Annotated in this window: 12 protein-coding genes; 9 read left to right on the top strand and 3 right to left on the bottom strand. The window is 35.9% G+C overall.

The window, feature by feature from the left end:
- The first annotated feature begins 378 nt into the window (after positions 1-378).
- The 9 genes from BGP15_RS26620 to lpdA (BGP15_RS26585) all read left to right on the top strand — a co-directional run bounded on the left by BGP15_RS26620 (position 379) and on the right by lpdA (BGP15_RS26585) (position 14,937).
- On the top strand, positions 379-828 hold the full coding sequence (locus BGP15_RS26620; RefSeq protein ID WP_052217463.1) for a Fur family transcriptional regulator: 450 nt from the start codon (positions 379-381) through the stop codon (positions 826-828).
- 95 nt (positions 829-923) lie between these two features.
- Positions 924-1,331 (top strand): hypothetical protein, encoded by a 408-nt coding sequence (locus BGP15_RS26615; RefSeq protein WP_038330938.1) that lies wholly within the window; start codon positions 924-926, stop codon positions 1,329-1,331.
- Between the two features lie 157 nt (positions 1,332-1,488).
- Entirely contained in the window at positions 1,489-1,830 is a 342-nt protein-coding gene (locus BGP15_RS27045; RefSeq protein WP_350320026.1) for a DUF6660 family protein, read from the top strand.
- Between the two features lie 129 nt (positions 1,831-1,959).
- The gene (locus BGP15_RS26610; protein WP_084106824.1) at positions 1,960-6,315 is read left to right on the top strand and encodes a CusA/CzcA family heavy metal efflux RND transporter; all 4,356 of its coding nucleotides are present in this window, start codon (positions 1,960-1,962) and stop codon (positions 6,313-6,315) included.
- A 5-nt stretch (positions 6,316-6,320) separates the two neighbouring features.
- Positions 6,321-7,649: an efflux RND transporter periplasmic adaptor subunit gene (locus BGP15_RS26605; RefSeq protein ID WP_083206661.1), complete on the top strand. Its 1,329-nt coding sequence runs from the start codon at positions 6,321-6,323 to the stop codon at positions 7,647-7,649.
- Between the two features lie 19 nt (positions 7,650-7,668).
- A complete protein-coding gene (lpdA, locus tag BGP15_RS26600; RefSeq protein ID WP_038330944.1) occupies positions 7,669-9,072 on the top strand; it encodes a dihydrolipoyl dehydrogenase in 1,404 nt (467 codons plus the stop codon).
- 186 nt (positions 9,073-9,258) lie between these two features.
- Complete coding sequence (locus BGP15_RS26595; RefSeq protein ID WP_052217465.1) at positions 9,259-11,448, top strand: heavy metal translocating P-type ATPase; 2,190 nt, start codon at positions 9,259-9,261, stop codon at positions 11,446-11,448.
- Positions 11,449-11,512: 64 nt separating this feature from the next.
- Entirely contained in the window at positions 11,513-13,405 is a 1,893-nt protein-coding gene (locus BGP15_RS26590) for an Nramp family divalent metal transporter (RefSeq protein WP_038330947.1), read from the top strand.
- A 119-nt stretch (positions 13,406-13,524) separates the two neighbouring features.
- Positions 13,525-14,937 (top strand): dihydrolipoyl dehydrogenase, encoded by a 1,413-nt coding sequence (lpdA, locus tag BGP15_RS26585; RefSeq protein WP_038330950.1) that lies wholly within the window; start codon positions 13,525-13,527, stop codon positions 14,935-14,937.
- A gap of 247 nt (positions 14,938-15,184) precedes the next feature.
- On the opposite strand, the gene BGP15_RS26580 is transcribed toward lpdA (BGP15_RS26585), so the two are convergent.
- The 3 genes from BGP15_RS26580 to hppD all read right to left on the bottom strand — a co-directional run bounded on the left by BGP15_RS26580 (position 15,185) and on the right by hppD (position 17,790).
- Positions 15,185-15,595 carry an OsmC family peroxiredoxin gene (locus BGP15_RS26580; protein ID WP_038330952.1) on the bottom strand — a complete coding sequence of 137 codons (411 nt, stop codon included), beginning with the start codon at positions 15,593-15,595 and terminating at the stop codon, positions 15,185-15,187.
- A 104-nt stretch (positions 15,596-15,699) separates the two neighbouring features.
- Entirely contained in the window at positions 15,700-16,557 is an 858-nt protein-coding gene (locus BGP15_RS26575; protein ID WP_144038153.1) for an AraC family transcriptional regulator, read from the bottom strand.
- Positions 16,558-16,629: 72 nt separating this feature from the next.
- Positions 16,630-17,790, bottom strand: a complete 1,161-nt coding sequence (hppD, locus tag BGP15_RS26570) for a 4-hydroxyphenylpyruvate dioxygenase (RefSeq protein ID WP_038330954.1) — start codon at positions 17,788-17,790, stop codon at positions 16,630-16,632.
- Between the last annotated feature and the right edge of the window lie 316 nt (positions 17,791-18,106).

The raw sequence follows: 18,106 nt of genomic DNA, 5'->3' as shown, positions 1-18,106 counted from the left end.
GAGTTTATTATACTCTCAACAAGTAAAACCTTAATTGTTTAAGGTGGTGGCATTTTAATGCGAATTGCTGGGGGTATTTATATGCGAATTAACAGAAGCACACAAAATGCTTAAAAACCATATTGCAGAATATCCCCCTTATGCTTTGTTTTCAAATGCTTTTTTACAAGCCAATTTTGAGCAACCTGAGCAATCAACATTAGAATACGATAATTGCGAAGACTGTAAATATTTGCCCGAAATAGGCTACATTCACTATTTATAATACAGTAACCAGTAAATCTCGTAAATCTATCAAAGAATATTACAAGATGGAATAAAATCGACTTCTATACTTTTACATTGGATTTATTAGCTCATTTAATCCATAAAAGCAAGATGAAAAGTTTAGAAGAAAGGTTAGAAAAAAGAAGTATAAAACCAACATCAGTTAGATTATTAATTTTTCAGACAATGTCTGAATTTAAAAAAGCATTTAGCCTGACCGATTTGGAAACGGAACTAGAGACGGTAAATAAATCTACTATTTTTAGGACCTTGACCCTTTTTCATGACAACTTACTCATTCATACGATCGATGATGGTTCCGGCTCAATGAAATATTCAATTTGTAGTGATTCATGTATGTGCAATGTAGGTGACCTACATGTACATTTCAACTGTAACCGCTGTAAGAATACTTTTTGTCTTGAAAGTATTGCTATTCCACCGATTCAGCTGCCAGATAGTTTTTTATTGGAAAGTATAAATTTTGTAATGAAGGGAATGTGTAATGAGTGTTCGAGATTTTTTAAGAAACAAATAACTCCAAATAAAACCGCATTTTAAAAAACAGCCATATGTAAATATGGCTGTTTTGCATTTGCAACCAGGTTCCCAAATACTACAGCTAATTTTGTTGTGTAAAAATTCATAATATAGATATGGAAAATAGATATAATAATAACTCGAAAATAAAATCAGGTTACGTAGATAACCCAGATTTTGAGGTAAAAAAAATTGAATGTGTAGTTTCTGAAAAAGAAACAATGTATACCTATACATCAATACTTCAATCTATGTCATCACACCCTATAGCAAGAGCTATTTTTAAAGTGTTGCCATCTGTACAATTATCAGACTATAGAATTGAAAAAGTTGAAGAAATACAAGGAGGAATTAAAGGTTTTATTGATAATCATGAAGTAATTATTGGAAATCTTGAATTGATGAAATGTTACGATTTTTATTATGATGAAAGCTTGAATCATATCAATGAAAAGGTGATTCTTGTAATGATAGATGATAGATATACAGGCTGCTTTATAATGAAAGAGGTGTTAAATGACTAAATTTATTTTAAATAAATTGCTAATTACATAATCTTTTATAGATTTCATTCATGAGAAAAATAACTTATTTGTTAAGTTGAGTGCTATTATATTTTTTGTAAGTTTGTACCGACTTATTGGATGGATTATCAATCAATTAAAGTTTAAAATTAGAGAGGTGAAAATATTTGTATTTATATTCAGTGTTTATATGTTAGGGATGTCAATACTTCCCTGCACAGACGCTTTGTATGAATGTACAGCAAATAACAACCAGTTAGTAGAAATTGGACTATCACATGAAGATAATCATAAAACGGAACACAAAGATTTTTGTAGTCCTTTTTGTTCTTGCCAATGTTGTGGAACCATTACTGTAGCTATTTCGGATTTCAACATAACCGAAGTAGTATCCCCAAAACTTAAATTGAACGCTAAACAAAAGGTTTCTCTTAGAAATGTAAATCTCTATTCCCAATACTCCGGGAGCATATGGCAACCGCCAAAGATTAATGTTTAAAAAGTAATTACTAGTCTTTTCTCTTGCGCTTGTGAAGAATATTTCTTCGTGTGCGTCAGTAAAAATTATTGTACTATCATTTTAAATGATAGAAATCGTATATACTTTAAATATTAATACTAATCAAAAATGTTAGATAACATAATTAAATTCAGTATCAAGAATAAGCTCATTATTGGAGTAATGACTTTGCTGCTGATAATATGGGGCGTATGGAGTGCTACAAAACTTCCTATAGATGCCCAGCCTGATATTACAAATAATCAGGTACAAGTTATAACTCTATGTCCTACTCTAGCGGGGCAGGAAGTTGAACAATTAGTTACATTTCCAGTAGAGCAAAGTATTGTCAATCTTCCTGATGTGGAAGAGATACGAAGTATTTCCCGTTTTGGACTTTCAGTCGTTACCGTTGTTTTTAAGGATGAAGTAGACATCTACTTTGCTAGACAACTAGTTAATGAGAAATTGAAAGAAGCTGAGGAGCAAATTCCTGAGGGTGTAGGCACACCGGAACTATCCCCTGTTAGCACTGGCTTAGGTGAAGTGTATCAGTATATACTACATCCTAAAAAAGGTAGCGAAGACAAATATACCGCTATGGATCTGAGAACAATGCAAGATTGGATTGTTGCTCGTCAACTATATGGAACACCAGGAATTGCTGAAATCAATAGCTTTGGAGGGCTGCTGAAGCAATATGAAGTTTCTGTCAATCCAGATCGTTTAAGAGCTATGGATGTGAGTATTTCCGAAATATTTTCTGCATTGGAAACTAATAACCAAAATACAGGAGGTGCATATATTGACAAGAAACCCAATGCATATTTTATTAGAGGTGTAGGTTTGGTAAACACACTTGAAGATGTAGGGAATATTGTTGTAAAGAATATTTCAGGAGTTCCTATACTGGTAAAAGATGTAGCAGAAGTACGTTTTGGTAATGCCATTCGTTACGGTGCGCTCACCTACAACGGAGAGGTAGATGCTGTGGGAGGAATCGTCATGATGCTCAAAGGAGAAAACAGTGCCAAAGTGGTAGAACGTATTAAGGAGAAAATTCCGACAATACAACAATCTCTACCAGACGATATCGTTATCGAACCTTATCTCGACAGAACAGACCTTGTTGGACGTGCCATAGATACGGTTGAGAAAAATCTTATAGAGGGAGCTTTAATTGTAATTTTTGTCTTAATTCTGTTTCTAGGTAATTTAAGAGCTGGTTTAATTGTCGCTTCTGCTATTCCTTTGTCAATGCTATTTGCATTAGGTATGATGAGATTGTTTGGAGTGAGTGCCAATCTGATGAGTTTAGGAGCTATAGACTTTGGTTTGATTGTGGATGGTTCTTTGATTGTAGTGGAAGCAACAATGCATCATCTAGGGCTTAGAAAATCAAATAAGAGACTTACACAGGGAGAAATGGATGAAGAAGTGTTCGATTCTGCAAGAAAAATACGTACAAGTGCGGCTTTCGGAGAAATCATCATTCTTATTGTATACATCCCAATATTAACATTAGTAGGGATCGAAGGAAAAATGTTTACACCAATGGCTCAAACAGTCAGTTTTGCAATTATTGGAGCTTTAATTCTTTCATTCACCTATATCCCTATGATGAGTGCACTGTTCTTGTCAAAGAAACCTATCACAAAAAAGAACCTGTCAGATAAAATGATGGATTTCTTAAACAAAGTGTATCAGCCCCTTTTAGAAAAAGCTATTAGATTAAAATATGTAGTGATAGGATCAGCGGTAGGTTTATTTGCAATCAGCTTATTCTTATTTTCCCGAATGGGTGGTGAATTCTTACCGAAACTAGGTGAAGGAGATTTTGCAATGCATTGTATTCTACCTCAAGGGACTTCTTTAAGTCAAAGTTTGGAGACATCTATGCAAGCGTCTCGAATTCTGAAAGAATTTGACGAAGTTAAAATGGTGGTAGGAAAAACAGGTGCCGGTGAGATACCTACTGATCCGATGCCTCCGGAGGCTACAGATTTAATGGTCATTCTTAAGCCACAAAAAGAATGGAAAGAAAAAAAATCTTATGATGAGCTTTCAAACGAAATGATGGAAAAACTAGAAAGTATCCCAGGGGTTTTCTTTGAAGCTAATCAGCCTATTCAGATGAGATTCAATGAATTAATGACGGGGATTCGTCAGGATGTGGCAGTGAAAATTTTTGGAGAAAATCTGGATTCTCTATTGGTGTATGCTAATAAAGTTAATACTATAGTACAGACAATTCCGGGAGCGACTGCGCCACAAGTAGAAAGAGTGGATGGACTCCCTCAAATCAACATTGATTATGATCGGGCGAGAATTGCCAACTATGGTTTAAAAATTCAAGATATTAATGACATTGTGAGTACTGCCTTTGCAGGAAAAGCAGCAGGTGTAGTATATGAAAATGAGCGAAAATTTGATCTGGTAGTTCGTCTGGACAATGAGCACAGAACCTCTATAGAAGATGTAAGTAATCTATTCATACCAACGCCTAGTGGAGAACAAATTCCGCTTTCTCAAGTAGCTGATGTCAACTATAAATTAGGTCCAGCACAAATAAGCCGTGAAGACGGAAAACGTCGTATATATGTTGGCTTTAACGTTCAGGGAAGAGATGTTGCAAGTGTGGTGAAAGATATTCAAGACAAACTCGCTCAAGAAGTGAAACTTCCGAGCGGCTACTATGTAACGTATGGTGGTCAATTTGAAAATTTACAAAAAGCAAGCGATCGTTTACTCATCGCAGTGCCGATCTCACTTCTTCTAATATTTGTACTTCTTTACTTTACATTCCGTTCACTTAAAGAAGCGGCACTTGTATATGCTGCAATACCTATGAGTGCCATAGGTGGAGTATTTGCATTGTTGTTGAGAGATATGCCATTTAGTATTTCAGCCGGAGTTGGTTTTATTGCTTTGTTCGGTGTGGCGGTACTAAACGGAATCGTACTTATAGCAACATTCAATAGGTTAGAAAAAGAAGGTTGGGATGACATAGTTGCACGGGTAATTGAAGGAACCAAAACAAGGTTACGTCCTGTTCTAATGACGGCATCTGTTGCCAGTTTAGGTTTTCTTCCTATGGCTTTAAGTACCAGTGCGGGAGCTGAAGTACAAAAACCTCTTGCTACCGTAGTAATTGGCGGGCTGATTTCAGCTACAGCATTAACACTCTTTGTTCTTCCGCTACTGTATTTGGTATTTATGAAAACAAATAAAGCAATGAATAATAATAAAATTAAATCGATAACTCCAATAATATTATTGGGCATATTTTTAGGTCTCTCACAAAATATTCAAGCACAAGATATTTCCGCAGATAAAGCTGTCCGAATTGCATTAGAAAATAATTCAGGAATTAAATCTAAAGATTTAGACGTAAGGGCAGCTGAAAGTCTGAAACGAACAGCTTATGAATTACCGAAAACCGAACTAAATATTCAATACGGAAATAACGAAGGATTTGAATATAATGATGGAGTTATGATTTCTCAAAACATTCCTTTTCCCACACTATTTGGAGCAAAAAAGGATCTTATTAAAGAAGAAATTAAAAGCAAAGAATGGGCAAAGGCTCTTTCAGAAAATGAATTAAAGAAGCAAGTACGTACCTATTATTATCAGTTGGAGTATCTTGAAAATAATGCTAAAAAACTTCAATACCTTGATAGCATTTATCTTGATTTTATAAGAGTAGCTAACTTGCGATATAAGACTGGTGATATTGGTAAAATTGATGTAAGTACAGCAAACACTAAACGAGGTGAAATCAACCTTCTTGCTCAACAAAATGAGGTATTAAGAAAAAATGCATACCTGAATTTAAAAAATCTAATGCAGATTGAGGAGGATTTCACCATCGAAAAAGCACTAGAATATAAGCCTGTATTTATAAGTGACATAATAGATAATGATGCTGTTAGGAATCATCCAAGTATTCAATCTCTGTATCAAGAAGCACTTGTTGCTGAAAAAAGTAAAAAGGTAGAAAGAGCGAATGGATTGCCAGACTTTACTTTAGGTTACAGCAATATCTCATTGATTGGTGAACATAGCAAAAATGGTGTAGAAAAGTTTTATGGAAGAGGTCAAAGATTTGGATTTGTCGATGTAGGAATTTCTATTCCAATTTTTACAACCACAAGATCAAGGGTTCGTTCGTTGGAAATTCAAAAAGAATCTGCAGAAATGAATGCGCAATGGCAGGAAAATGTTTTGAAAACAGAAATGAAAAATGCCATGACTCAATATGAGCAAAATGTGAGTCAGTTTAATTATTTTATTGAACAGGCAATTCCGAATGCAGAAGAAATTATAAATGCTTCACGTTTGGGATATAGCACAGGAGACCTTTCTTATGTAGAATATCTGTATGCCGTTCAAACAGCTACTGATACCTATTTAAACTATCTTAAAAGTATACAGCAAATAAATGAATCTGTGATTGTTATCTATTCATTAACAAATAAATAAACAAAATGAAAGTCAATATAATAAAAGTAACATCGGTGTTAAGTATTATTCTAGCATCCTTATTTTTGATATCATGTGGAGGTAAAGAGCATAAAGAAGGAGATGGACATGACCACTCTACTTCCCAAGAATCATCAAAAGAAAGTCACTCAGAAGAGGCTGAAAATATAGCAACGTTAACTGAAGACCAGATAAAGACGGCAGGAATTGAATTAGGAAGTATTGAGCAAAAGTCTCTAACGGCATCTTTAAAAGCCATCGGTAAACTTCGGGTTCCGAATAAGAGCAAAGCTAATGCAACTTCCTTGTTTGGTGGAGTTATTAAAACCTTAACTGTTGAACTTGGTGATTATGTAAGAAAAGGTCAGGTGATTGCAACTATCTCTAACCCTCAGTTTGTTCAGTTACAAGAAGAATACTCTTCCATCCAAAGCAGAATAACGTTTGCAGAACAAGAGTTAGAGCGTCAGAGAGAGTTGAACGAAGGAAATGCAGGAGCTAAAAAGAACTTACAAAATGCTACTGCAGAATTAAGTACTCTAAAAGCTAGAAAAGCTTCATTACAGCAACAAATTCAGATGATGGGAATTAACCCCAACAATATTGCTAATAATAATTTTCGTTCAAGTCTAACGGTAACAAGTCCAATTGATGGTACCATCAGTGATGTATTTGCAAAAATTGGAAGTTATGTGGACGTTTCCTCGCCTATTGTTGAAATTATTAATAATAGCTCTATTCATTTAGATTTACAGGTTTTTGAAAAAGATCTTCCATTAATCAAGGTAGGACAGAAAATTAACTTCACTATTACTAATAATCCGCAAAAAAGCTATGCCGCTAAAGTAACTACTATAGGATCATCTTTTAGTGGAGAAAGTAAATCAATTGCTGTTCATAGTGAAATTATTGGAGACAAATCAGGTTTAATAGATGGAATGAATATCACTGGGCTCGTAAGTCTTGATGATGTGTTGACTTCTGCTGTTCCAAATGAGGCAATTGTGGAAGCGGATGGTAAATACTACATATTTATTAAGACAGATAAGGAACCGGAAGAACATAATGAGGGAGGTCATGACGATCATGGTCATGGTCATGATGAAGGAGAAGCAACACATGGGCATAAAAATGAAAAAGAAGCTTCTGAGCATGCTACCCAAGCAGCACAGAAATTGAATTTTGAAAAAATTGAAGTAGCAAAGGGTACTTCAAACATGGGATATACAGCTATTACTCCGGTTAAAGAGATTCCACAAAATGCTCAGATTGTAACTAAAGGTGCTTTTTTTATTAATGCTAAGCTTAGTAATACAGGTGGTCATAGCCATTAACATAATTTAAAAAAAAATCATGAAAAATAATTTTGATGTAATCATTATCGGATCTGGACCAGGTGGCTATGTAACCGCAATCCGTTGTGCTCAATTAGGCTTAAAAACAGCTATTATCGAAAAATATGCAGTACTTGGAGGAACTTGTCTAAATGTAGGATGTATTCCTTCAAAAGCAATGTTAGACAGTTCTGAGCGGTACCATGAAATCAAGGATAACGTAAATGTTCATGGGATCTCTGTTGATAATTTGCAAGTTGATTTGGAAAAAATGATTGCCAGAAAAGCAGATGTTGTTTCTAAAATAAACGGCGGTGTAAGTTATCTGATGAAGAAGAATAAGGTTGAAGTATTTCAGGCAACGGGATCTTTTGTGGATAAAAACACCATTCTTCTGAAATCCGAAAACGAAGAAAAAACAATTACCGGTAAAAATATCATTATAGCGACGGGCTCTAAGCCCGCTTCGCTTCCGGGAATTGACATTGATAAAAAAAGAATCATCAGTTCTACCGAAGCGTTGGTTTTAAAAGAAATTCCGAAACATCTTATTGTAGTTGGTGGTGGTGTAATCGGAATGGAATTAGGTTCGGTTTACGCAAGATTAGGAAGCAAAGTAACCGTACTTGAATATACAGGAGGAATACTTCCGAGTATGGACAAAAAAATGGGAGTCGAACTTCAAAAATCTTTAAAAAAGAATTTAGGTTTTGAATTTTTGCTAAATCATAAAGTTACCGGAGCAACCAATAATGGTGATAATGTAACCGTTACTGCCGAAGATAAAAACGGTAATACCGTAGCAATTGAAGGGGATTATTGTCTAATGGCAATAGGTAGAAAACCTTATACAACAGGTTTAGGTTTGGAAAATGTTGGAGTTGAATTGACTCCACGCGGACAGGTTGCCACCGATAGCAATCTTGAAACCAATGTAAAAGGAATCTATGCCATCGGTGATGTTGTTGTAGGACCTATGCTTGCTCACAAAGCGTCTGAAGAAGGTGTTTATGTGGCAGAAATCATCGCTGGGCAAAAACCTCACATTGATTATAATTTAATTCCTGGAATTGTTTATACCAGTCCTGAAGTTTCAAGTGTAGGGAAAACCGAAGAAGAGCTGAAAACTGAAGGGAAAAATTACAAAGTAGGACAATTTCCTTTTTCTGCATCAGGAAGAGCTATCACAAGTGGTAAAACAGAGGGTATTGCAAAAGTCTTGACAGATGCGGAAACGGATGAAATTTTAGGTTTTCACATTATTGGTGAAAGAGCCTCTGATTTAATAGGTGAACCGACTGTAGCAATGGCATTCAGAGCTTCAGCAGAAGATATTGCACGCATTTCGCACGGGCATCCAACGTATTATGAAAACTTGCGTGAAGCTTGCCTTGATGTTGATAAGATAGCTATTCATATTTAAATGAAAATTCTACAAGCCTTAATGTTTTTTTAGTAGCAAATTAAGGCTTGTATCAGTTTTTCGGGGAGTCTGAAAAGCAGTTTTGTATTTGCAACCAGGTTCCCAAATTTAGATTATAATTTTGCTGTACAAATAGGAATTAGTTAAAAACGACTACTAATACAGTTTACTAAAAAAATAATAATTATGTCAAAAATATGTTGCAGCACCGATGATGGTGGCCTGGATCTTACGGGTAAAAAACCGCACAAACATAAATATGATACTCAAGGTAATCAGTTGTGTTGTGTGAAAACAGAAAAAATTTATAAAAATGCCGGTGCGGCAGATTTGTTGAAAGATGTCAATCACGACGATCACGACCATAGTGGACACGATCATGGCGATGGTGATGGACACGATCACGGTAGCCACGACGATCATGACCACAGCGGACACAATCACGGAAAGAAAAAAGGCGGACACGATCATAGCGATGGCGACGGGCACGACCATAGCCACGATTTAGAAGATAAAACAGCTCTTCAGTTGTTTACTCCGGCAATCATTTCATTGGTATTGCTATTGGTAGCCATTGGTTTTGATAATTACTTTCCACAAACTTGGTTTACGGGTTGGGTAAGGATTATTTGGTATGTAGTTGCTTATATTCCAGTAGGTTTACCTGTTATTAAAGAAGCGATTGAAAGTATTCGTTACAAAGATTTCTTTTCAGAGTTTTTCCTAATGAGTATAGCCACTATTGGTGCATTCGCTATTGGGGAATATCCAGAAGGTGTTGCAGTAATGTTGTTTTACGCCGTAGGTGAAGTGTTTCAAACACTGGCTGTATCAAGGGCAAAAGGCAATATCAAAGCACTATTAGACCAAAGACCTGACGAAGTTACTGTTTTAAAGGACGGAAAAGCAACCATTATTCAAGCAGAAGATGCGAATATTGGTGATATTATCCAGCTAAAGCCTGGAGAAAAAGTAGGATTAGATGGTGAATTGGAGTCAGAAACGGGATCTTTTAACACGGCTGCCTTAACAGGAGAAAGTAAGCCGGATACCAAATCAAAAGGTGAAACGGTACTGGCAGGAATGATTAATTTGAATACAGTTAGTCAGATAAAAGTTACAACAGCTTACACGGACAGTAAACTGAGTAAGATTCTGGAAATGGTTCAGGATGCAACTGCACAAAAAGCACCTACCGAATTATTCATTCGAAAATTTGCAAAAGTATATACACCTATTGTTACTTTCCTTGCTATCGGAATTGCATTGTTACCAGCATTGTTTGTTTCCGAGTATGTGTTCAGTGAATGGTTGTATCGTGCTTTAGTATTTCTTGTTATTTCCTGTCCTTGTGCCTTGGTTATTTCTATTCCACTAGGTTATTTTGGAGGTATAGGAGCTGCGAGTCGCAATGGAATCTTGTTTAAAGGATCCAATTATCTTGACATTCTAGCCAGTGTTAAGAATGTGGTGATGGATAAAACAGGAACAATGACAGAAGGTGTTTTTAAGGTTCAGGAAGTGATTTTAAAACCTGAATTTGACAAAACTGAAATTCTGAATTTGGTAAACGCGATAGAAAGCCATAGCACACATCCTGTTGCGACAGCTATCTATAATTATGTCGGTGAAATAGATAATAATATCAAGCTAGAAAATACCGAGGAAATAGCCGGTCATGGTTTAAAAGCGACTGTAAATGGTAAAGAATTACTGGTAGGTAACTTCAAATTATTAGATAAGTTTAATATTAACCATGATGCTGATACCGCAAATATTGTTTATACCGTAATTGCAATAGCATATGGCGGAAAATTCGTGGGTTATTTGACCATTTCCGATAGTATTAAGGTAGATGCTAAGATTACAATAGACAAGTTGCGTAGTATGGGTGTAAGAGCAGTTATGCTAAGTGGAGACAAGAGCGCTGTAGTCGAACATGTAGCTGGACAATTGGGGATTGATAGTGCCTACGGAGATTTATTACCGGAAGACAAAGTAAGTAAGGTTAAAGAAATAAAATCCAGAAATGGCAGTGTAGCTTTTGTTGGAGACGGTGTAAATGATGCGCCTGTTATTGCGTTGAGTGATGCTGGGATTGCAATGGGAGGATTAGGTAGTGATGCCGCTATTGAAACTGCTGATGTTGTCATTCAGGATGATATGCCGTCTAGAATTCCAATGGCTATTAACATCGGTAAGCAGACCAAGAAAATTGTTTGGCAGAATATTATTTTAGCCTTCGGGGTTAAAGCAGTTGTTCTTATTCTTGGTGCAGGCGGGCTGGCTACCATGTGGGAAGCCGTATTTGCAGATGTAGGTGTAGCTTTATTAGCTATTCTAAATGCGGTTCGAATTCAAAAGATGAAGTTCTAACTAAGAAGCTAGACTGCCGCAAGAAATCTTGCGGCAGTTTTTTTATCCTAAAAATATTTGTGAAATGGCTAAAAAACAATCACAATCTTCATTAAGCGAAGTACATAATTCTGTAGACACGACTGTTCCTGGTCAATCTCGCTGGCGAAGAGTTTTGGCTTTTTTTGGACCGGCTTATCTTGTCAGTGTTGGATATATGGATCCGGGCAACTGGGCAACAGGCTTGGCCGGTGGTAGCCAATTTGGCTACTCATTACTCTGGGTTTTAGTAATGAGTAGTATTATGGGCTTGTTGCTACAAAGCTTGTCTGCAAGGTTAGGGATCGTTCGAAATAGAGATTTGGCTCAAGCAAACCGGGAAACTTATCCTAAGAAGGTCAATTTTGTATTATATATACTTGCTGAAGTCGCTATTGTTGCGACAGACCTTGCAGAAATATTGGGGATGGCAATTGGTTTACAGTTGCTCACGGGAATGCCTTTGATTTGGGGTGTTGCTATTACAGCCTTGGATACATTACTGTTGATGACTTTGCAAAAATGGGGAATGCGCAAGCTCGAAGCCTTTATCATCGGTTTGATATTCGTTATAGGAATGTCGTTTCTTGTACAAATATGGGTAGCTGACCCTAATGTAGATGAAATTGCAACAGGACTGATACCACATATACAGAATGATACTGCATTGTACATTGCTATCGGTATTATCGGTGCAACGGTAATGCCACATAATTTATACCTACACTCTGCACTGGTGCAGACACGTAAATTTAATCGTGATGATGCCAGTATCAAAAAAGCAATTAAGCTCAATTTTTGGGATAGTGCCATTGCTCTAAATATGGCATTGCTTGTAAATGCAGCTATATTAATTCTTGCCGCTACAGTTTTTTATAAAACCGGACGTTCCGACGTGGCAGAGCTAAAGCAGGCTTATGAATTATTGCCACAGCACCTCGGAAGCGATTTTACAGCAAAACTATTTGCTGTAGCTTTGATTGCTGCCGGACAAAGCAGTACCATTACGGGTACGCTTGCCGGACAAATAGTAATGGAAGGTTATCTACGCTTTCGAATGAACCCTTTGTTGCGAAGACTTATCACAAGGTTACTTGCCATAGTTCCAGCGGCTTTGGTAATTCTCATTAATGGTGAAGGTAATGTCGATAGCCTGCTTATCTTCAGCCAGGTAGTGTTAAGTATGCAATTAGGTTTTGCGGTCATTCCTCTTATCCATTTTGTGAGCGATAAAAAGACAATGGGCAAATTTGCCATCAAGCCCGTAATAAAAATAGCGGCTTGGATTATAACCATCGTACTGGTATATCTCAACTCCAAACTATTGGTAGAAGAGGCTATCACTTTCTTTGCTACTTCAGGTAATATAGTCTGGAAAGGATTAATCATTTTGGGTGGGATTGGTTTTATGATCTTGTTGGTATATACCACATTATATCCTTTGTTTAGCAGAAAAGCGTTTTGTGAAATAACACCGCATGATAAACCTGAACCTTTGCAATTAAAATTTTATGCTTCATTTAATAAAATTGCCATTACTGTCGATTTCAAACAACTTGACCAAAAGGTTATCAACTATGCTATTACACAAGGTGGAAAAGATTGTACCTATACACTTATACACGTTGTAGAAAGTGTTGCCTCTGCCTCCCATCTTCAAGATAGTACAGATGAAGAAACGGTAAAAGATCGCGAATTTTTGGACGAATATGTAAAACAACTACAACAACAAGGCTATCATGCAGAAGCAAAGCTTGGTTTTGGAAAAACAGCCGACAGCATTGGAGAGATTGTAAATAAATCCGGGGCAGAGCTTATTGTAATGGGTGCACATGGGCATAAAGGATTAAAAGATCTATTGTATGGTGCAACGATAAATCAAGTACGCCATTTAGTAAAAATCCCAGTACTGGTTATTCCAGCAATAAAAGACAATTAGAAAGATCAGAAATCAGTAAAAATCATAAATTAAACAAAAAATCGTACAATAATCGTAAATGTTATTTTAAATAGCTTTAAAGAAAGATTTAATAAGGTTTAACCGTAAAAAGTAATGCTATGACATATGATGTAATTATTTTAGGAAGTGGTCCAGGAGGCTATGTAGCAGCTATTAGAGCTTCACAATTGGGGCTTAAAACAGCCATTGTAGAAAGGGAAAGCCTAGGAGGAATTTGCTTAAACTGGGGGTGTATTCCTGCAAAGGCTTTAATGAAATCCGCAGAAGTATTTGAATATCTTGCTCATGCAGAAAACTATGGAGCAAAGGTAGATGGGTATTCTGCAGATTTTGCTGCCATTATAAAACGAAGCCGCGGTGTTGCTGACAAAATGAGTAAAGGCGTTCAGTTTCTGATGAGAAAGAATAAAATTGATGTCATTAGCGGTGTTGGTAAAGTTATCTCCAAAAATGAAATAACTGTTAAAGTATCAGACGGAAAAACAGCAACTTATCAGGCAAAATACATCGTTCTTGCTACAGGTGCACGAGCTAGAGAATTGCCAAATCTTCCAATAGATGGCAAAAAAATCATTGGCTATCGTGAGGCAATGGTATTACCTGAACAACCCAAATCCATTATCATTGTGGGAAGTGGAGCGATAGGTGTAGAATTTGCCTATTTCTATAACAGTATAGGTACTAAAGTGACTGTAGTGGAATACTTGCCTCGTATTGTTCCTGTGGAAGATGAAGATATTTCGAAAGAATTGGAAAAATCATTTAAGAAAAAAGGAATTGAAATAATTACCAATGCTTCTGTAGAAAAAGCAGATGTTTCAGCTACGGGAGTAAAAGCTACAATTAAAAAGACGGATGGTAGTGGCGAACAGGTATTGGAAGCGGATATACTGTTAAGTGCTGTAGGCATTGTAACAAATCTTGAAAATATTGGTATTGAAGAGTTAGGGATTAAAACAGAGCGTGGAAAAGTGCTGGTAGATGAAGGGTGTAAAACCAATATAGATAATATATATGCAATCGGCGATATTATTCCTGGCCCTGCATTGGCTCACAAAGCGATGAAAGAAGCTGTAATTTGTGCCGAAGCTATAGCTTTTAAAGAAAGTAAATACGACCATCAACCAACGCCTTTAGATTACGGAAATATGCCAGCATGTACCTACACCGGACCTGAAATTGCTTCAGTTGGTCTTACCGAAAAGCAGGCACGTGAGGCGGGAATGGATATTAAAGTAGGCAAATTTCCATTGATGGCAAGTGGTAAAGCGAGTGCAGTAGGTGCTACTGATGGTTTTGTAAAAGTGATTTTTGATGCCAAGTATGGAGAATGGATTGGTACGCATATGATTGGCTATAATGTAACGGAGTTGATAGCTCAAACCACAACTGCGCGTAAATTGGAAACAACATGGCACGAGCAATTGGATACTATCTTTCCACATCCAACTATGAGTGAAGCCATAAAAGATGCTATTGAAGATGCCTTAGGTGAGGCAATACATCTATAAATACAAAATACTATTTTACATTTATCTTTAAATTGATTGATTATGAAAAACAGACTAAACTGTTGGAAGTGCGTACTGTTACTGTCTTCACTTCTCGGATTGTTGATAAAGATCTAAAATTCAGATTTGGTAATTTTTAAGAAGGCAGATATTTTCATCTGCCTTTCTTCTATCTATTAATTCAATTATTAAAAAAGTCACGGAATATAAAACGTGACTTTTTTAATAAGAATAAACGAAATTAGTCTTAATTTAGTGTAGCTACTAGTGAAACCTCTAATTTATAAGCTTTTCCTACCGGACACATAGCTTTTGCTTGTTCAGCATAGTTTAAAAATTCTTCTTCATTCAAGCCTGATATTTTTGCATTTAGCACCAAATCAGAGTTCGTAATATCGAAGCTGGTTGCTGTTATTGTACAAGATGTTTCTAAAGATTCTGCCTCAATCCCTTTGCTTGTAAGTATATAGTTTAACGTCATTGTATAACAGGCAGCGTGTGCTGCGGCCATCAATTCTTCTGGATTTGTAGCGGTATTTTCTCCTTCAGATTTATTGTGTTTAAAAACACTGCTTCCAATGGCTGAATGTGCCGCATCGAAATTACCGCTTCCATTTTTAAAATTACCTTGCCACTTAGCTGTTACTTTTGCTTTCATTTTTAAATTTGTTTTAAATTACTTGACAAAAGTACTATCTAAAAAACGTGTCATCAATGCATATACTTCATTCTTAATAGGACTTTTTTCCTTCAACGAACTCTTTAAAGACCGTTTCGGAAAGAAAGGGGTGGTAGACCCGTTTGAGATTTGAAAAATCGCACAAAATAGGAGTAGTCTTCATACCCGAGATAATCAGCAATTTCTTTAATGCTTAAGGTTGTATTGGCAAGTAACCTTTTAGCCTGAAGAATAATTCTTTGCTTAATAATGATGCTTGGTGCTACCTGTTTTTCAGATACAATTTTTTTATTGAGGTTTTTAGGTGTGATATTCAGCATATTTGCATAGTCAGAGACATTATGGTGCTTTCGATAATGAAGCTCGACCAATTGACTGAATTTTCTGGCTAACTCCTTATCATATGAAATGATTTGACTGTCATTATTTGATTTTATTAAAGTTCTGGTTGCTGAAATGATTATTTGTTTGATGTATGTTTTTATCATTTCTTCAGCCCAAAAATCTTTTTGATTAATTTCTCTTTTTATAGACGAGATTAGTTTTAAGAAAAGTATGTCCAGATTCGTCGACAAATTTAGATAAGGCATCTCGAATACATTATCAAAAAGGAGCCCGTCACAGGCAAGCTCTTTATCATGGAAAGCTATGCAATAAAAATCAGGATTGAAATAAATAATACTTCCTCTAGATTCCTTGGATATTTGAAAATGCTGACCAATACTGAAGAAAAGCAAGACGTTTTCTGTAAAGCTGTACTCTACGAAATCCACAATAATGCTACCGTTTTTCTCCATATAAATGATTTTATAGTAATCTTCCAGCAGCGTATTGCTATTTATCCTATTTCCAGATTTATCATCAAAATCCAGATATCCTATCGATTGGTTTTTATTTAATCCGGCATCCATTTTTTCTCTATCTATGAATATTTGTTCCAACGTTTGTCCCAATAACAAAGCCCTGTTTTTTTAGGGCTTTGTATATATTAAACTAAAATTACACATTATACATTACAAGGTACCTCTGCGTTCCTGTTCTCTTTCAATTGATTCAAAAAGAGCCTTGAAGTTTCCTGCACCAAAACCTCTAGCTCCCATTCTTTGAATAATTTCGAAAAAGAATGTAGGCCTATCCTGAATAGGTTTTGTAAATATCTGTAACAAATAACCTTCTTCGTCAGCATCTATCAGAATTCCCAGTTTTTGCAATTCATTTAAATCTTCCTTGAAATTGTCGGCATGAGCTTTGATGCGATCCGGTATAGCATCATAATATGCCTGTGGCGGAACGGATAGGAACTCTACACCTCTTTTTTTCATTTCTTCTACCGTTTTAATAATATCATCGGTAGCCAAAGCTAAATGCTGTACACCGGCGTCTTCATAAAAATCCAAGTACTCTTCTATTTGAGAACGCTTTTTACCTTCAGCAGGCTCGTTAATCGGGAACTTAATTCTTCCATTACCATTTGCCATAACTTTTGACATTAGGGCAGAATATTCAGTAGAAACCTGTTTATCGTCAAAAGATAAGAAATTAACAAATCCCATTACATCTTCAAACCATTTTACCCATGTATCCATTTCGTTCCATCCTACATTTCCAACCATATGATCAATAAATTTCAGACCAACAGGTTCCGGATTATAGTCTGATTCCCATTTCGTAAATCCAGGTAAAAAGATTCCTTTGTAATTTTTACGTTCTGTAAACATAAAAACCGTTTCACCATATACAAAAACACCCGCTTGTATTGCTTCTCCATTTTCATCTTTAGTAACGGTAGGCTCCATAAATGGCTTAGCTCCACGTTTGGTAGTTTCTTCAAATGCACTTTTGGCATCCTCCACCCATAAAGCAACTACTTTTATTCCGTCTCCATGTTTTTTCACGTGTTCCCCGATTGGAGAAGAAGAGTTAAGTGCAGTGGTCAATACAATACGGATCTTGTCTTGTTTTACCACATAGGATACCTTGTCTTTTACTCCGGTCTCTAATCCTGCATAAGCTTCAGATTGGAATCCATAAGCCGTTTTGTAATAATGCGCTGCCTGAAGAGCATTACCTACATAAAATTCTACATAATCAGTTCCTAATAGTGGAAGAAAGTCTTGTGCTCCTTCAAATATTTTTTCTAAACCGTATTCAACGCTTTTTAATTTATTTGTCATTGTTTTTTATTTTTATAATATGATTTTGATACATGATTTGTGTACACTGGATGAAGTGTAGTTGTATTTAGAACTTGTATCCCAGCTATAACATAGCACGATGCAAAACCGAAAGAAAGGTTTTGATAGACATTTTATAATTAGTTAGTGTTATTCTTTGGTAAATTTATTTCACTTATTTATAACAAACATTATAATCAGTAAAAGTCATAAAACAAACCAGAAATATTACAAGTGGAACTATTTTTGGTAAATAATCAGTAAATGTCATAAATCAAACAAAGAATATCACAACCAATATTACCTGTTATCTTAT

This window comes from Sphingobacterium sp. 40-24, from assembly GCF_001899705.1.
In the GTDB taxonomy this organism is placed as follows: Bacteria; Bacteroidota; Bacteroidia; order Sphingobacteriales; family Sphingobacteriaceae; genus Sphingobacterium; species Sphingobacterium multivorum.
Note: the sequence above shows the minus strand (reverse complement) of the source record. Positions and strands in the feature narration are given on the sequence as shown.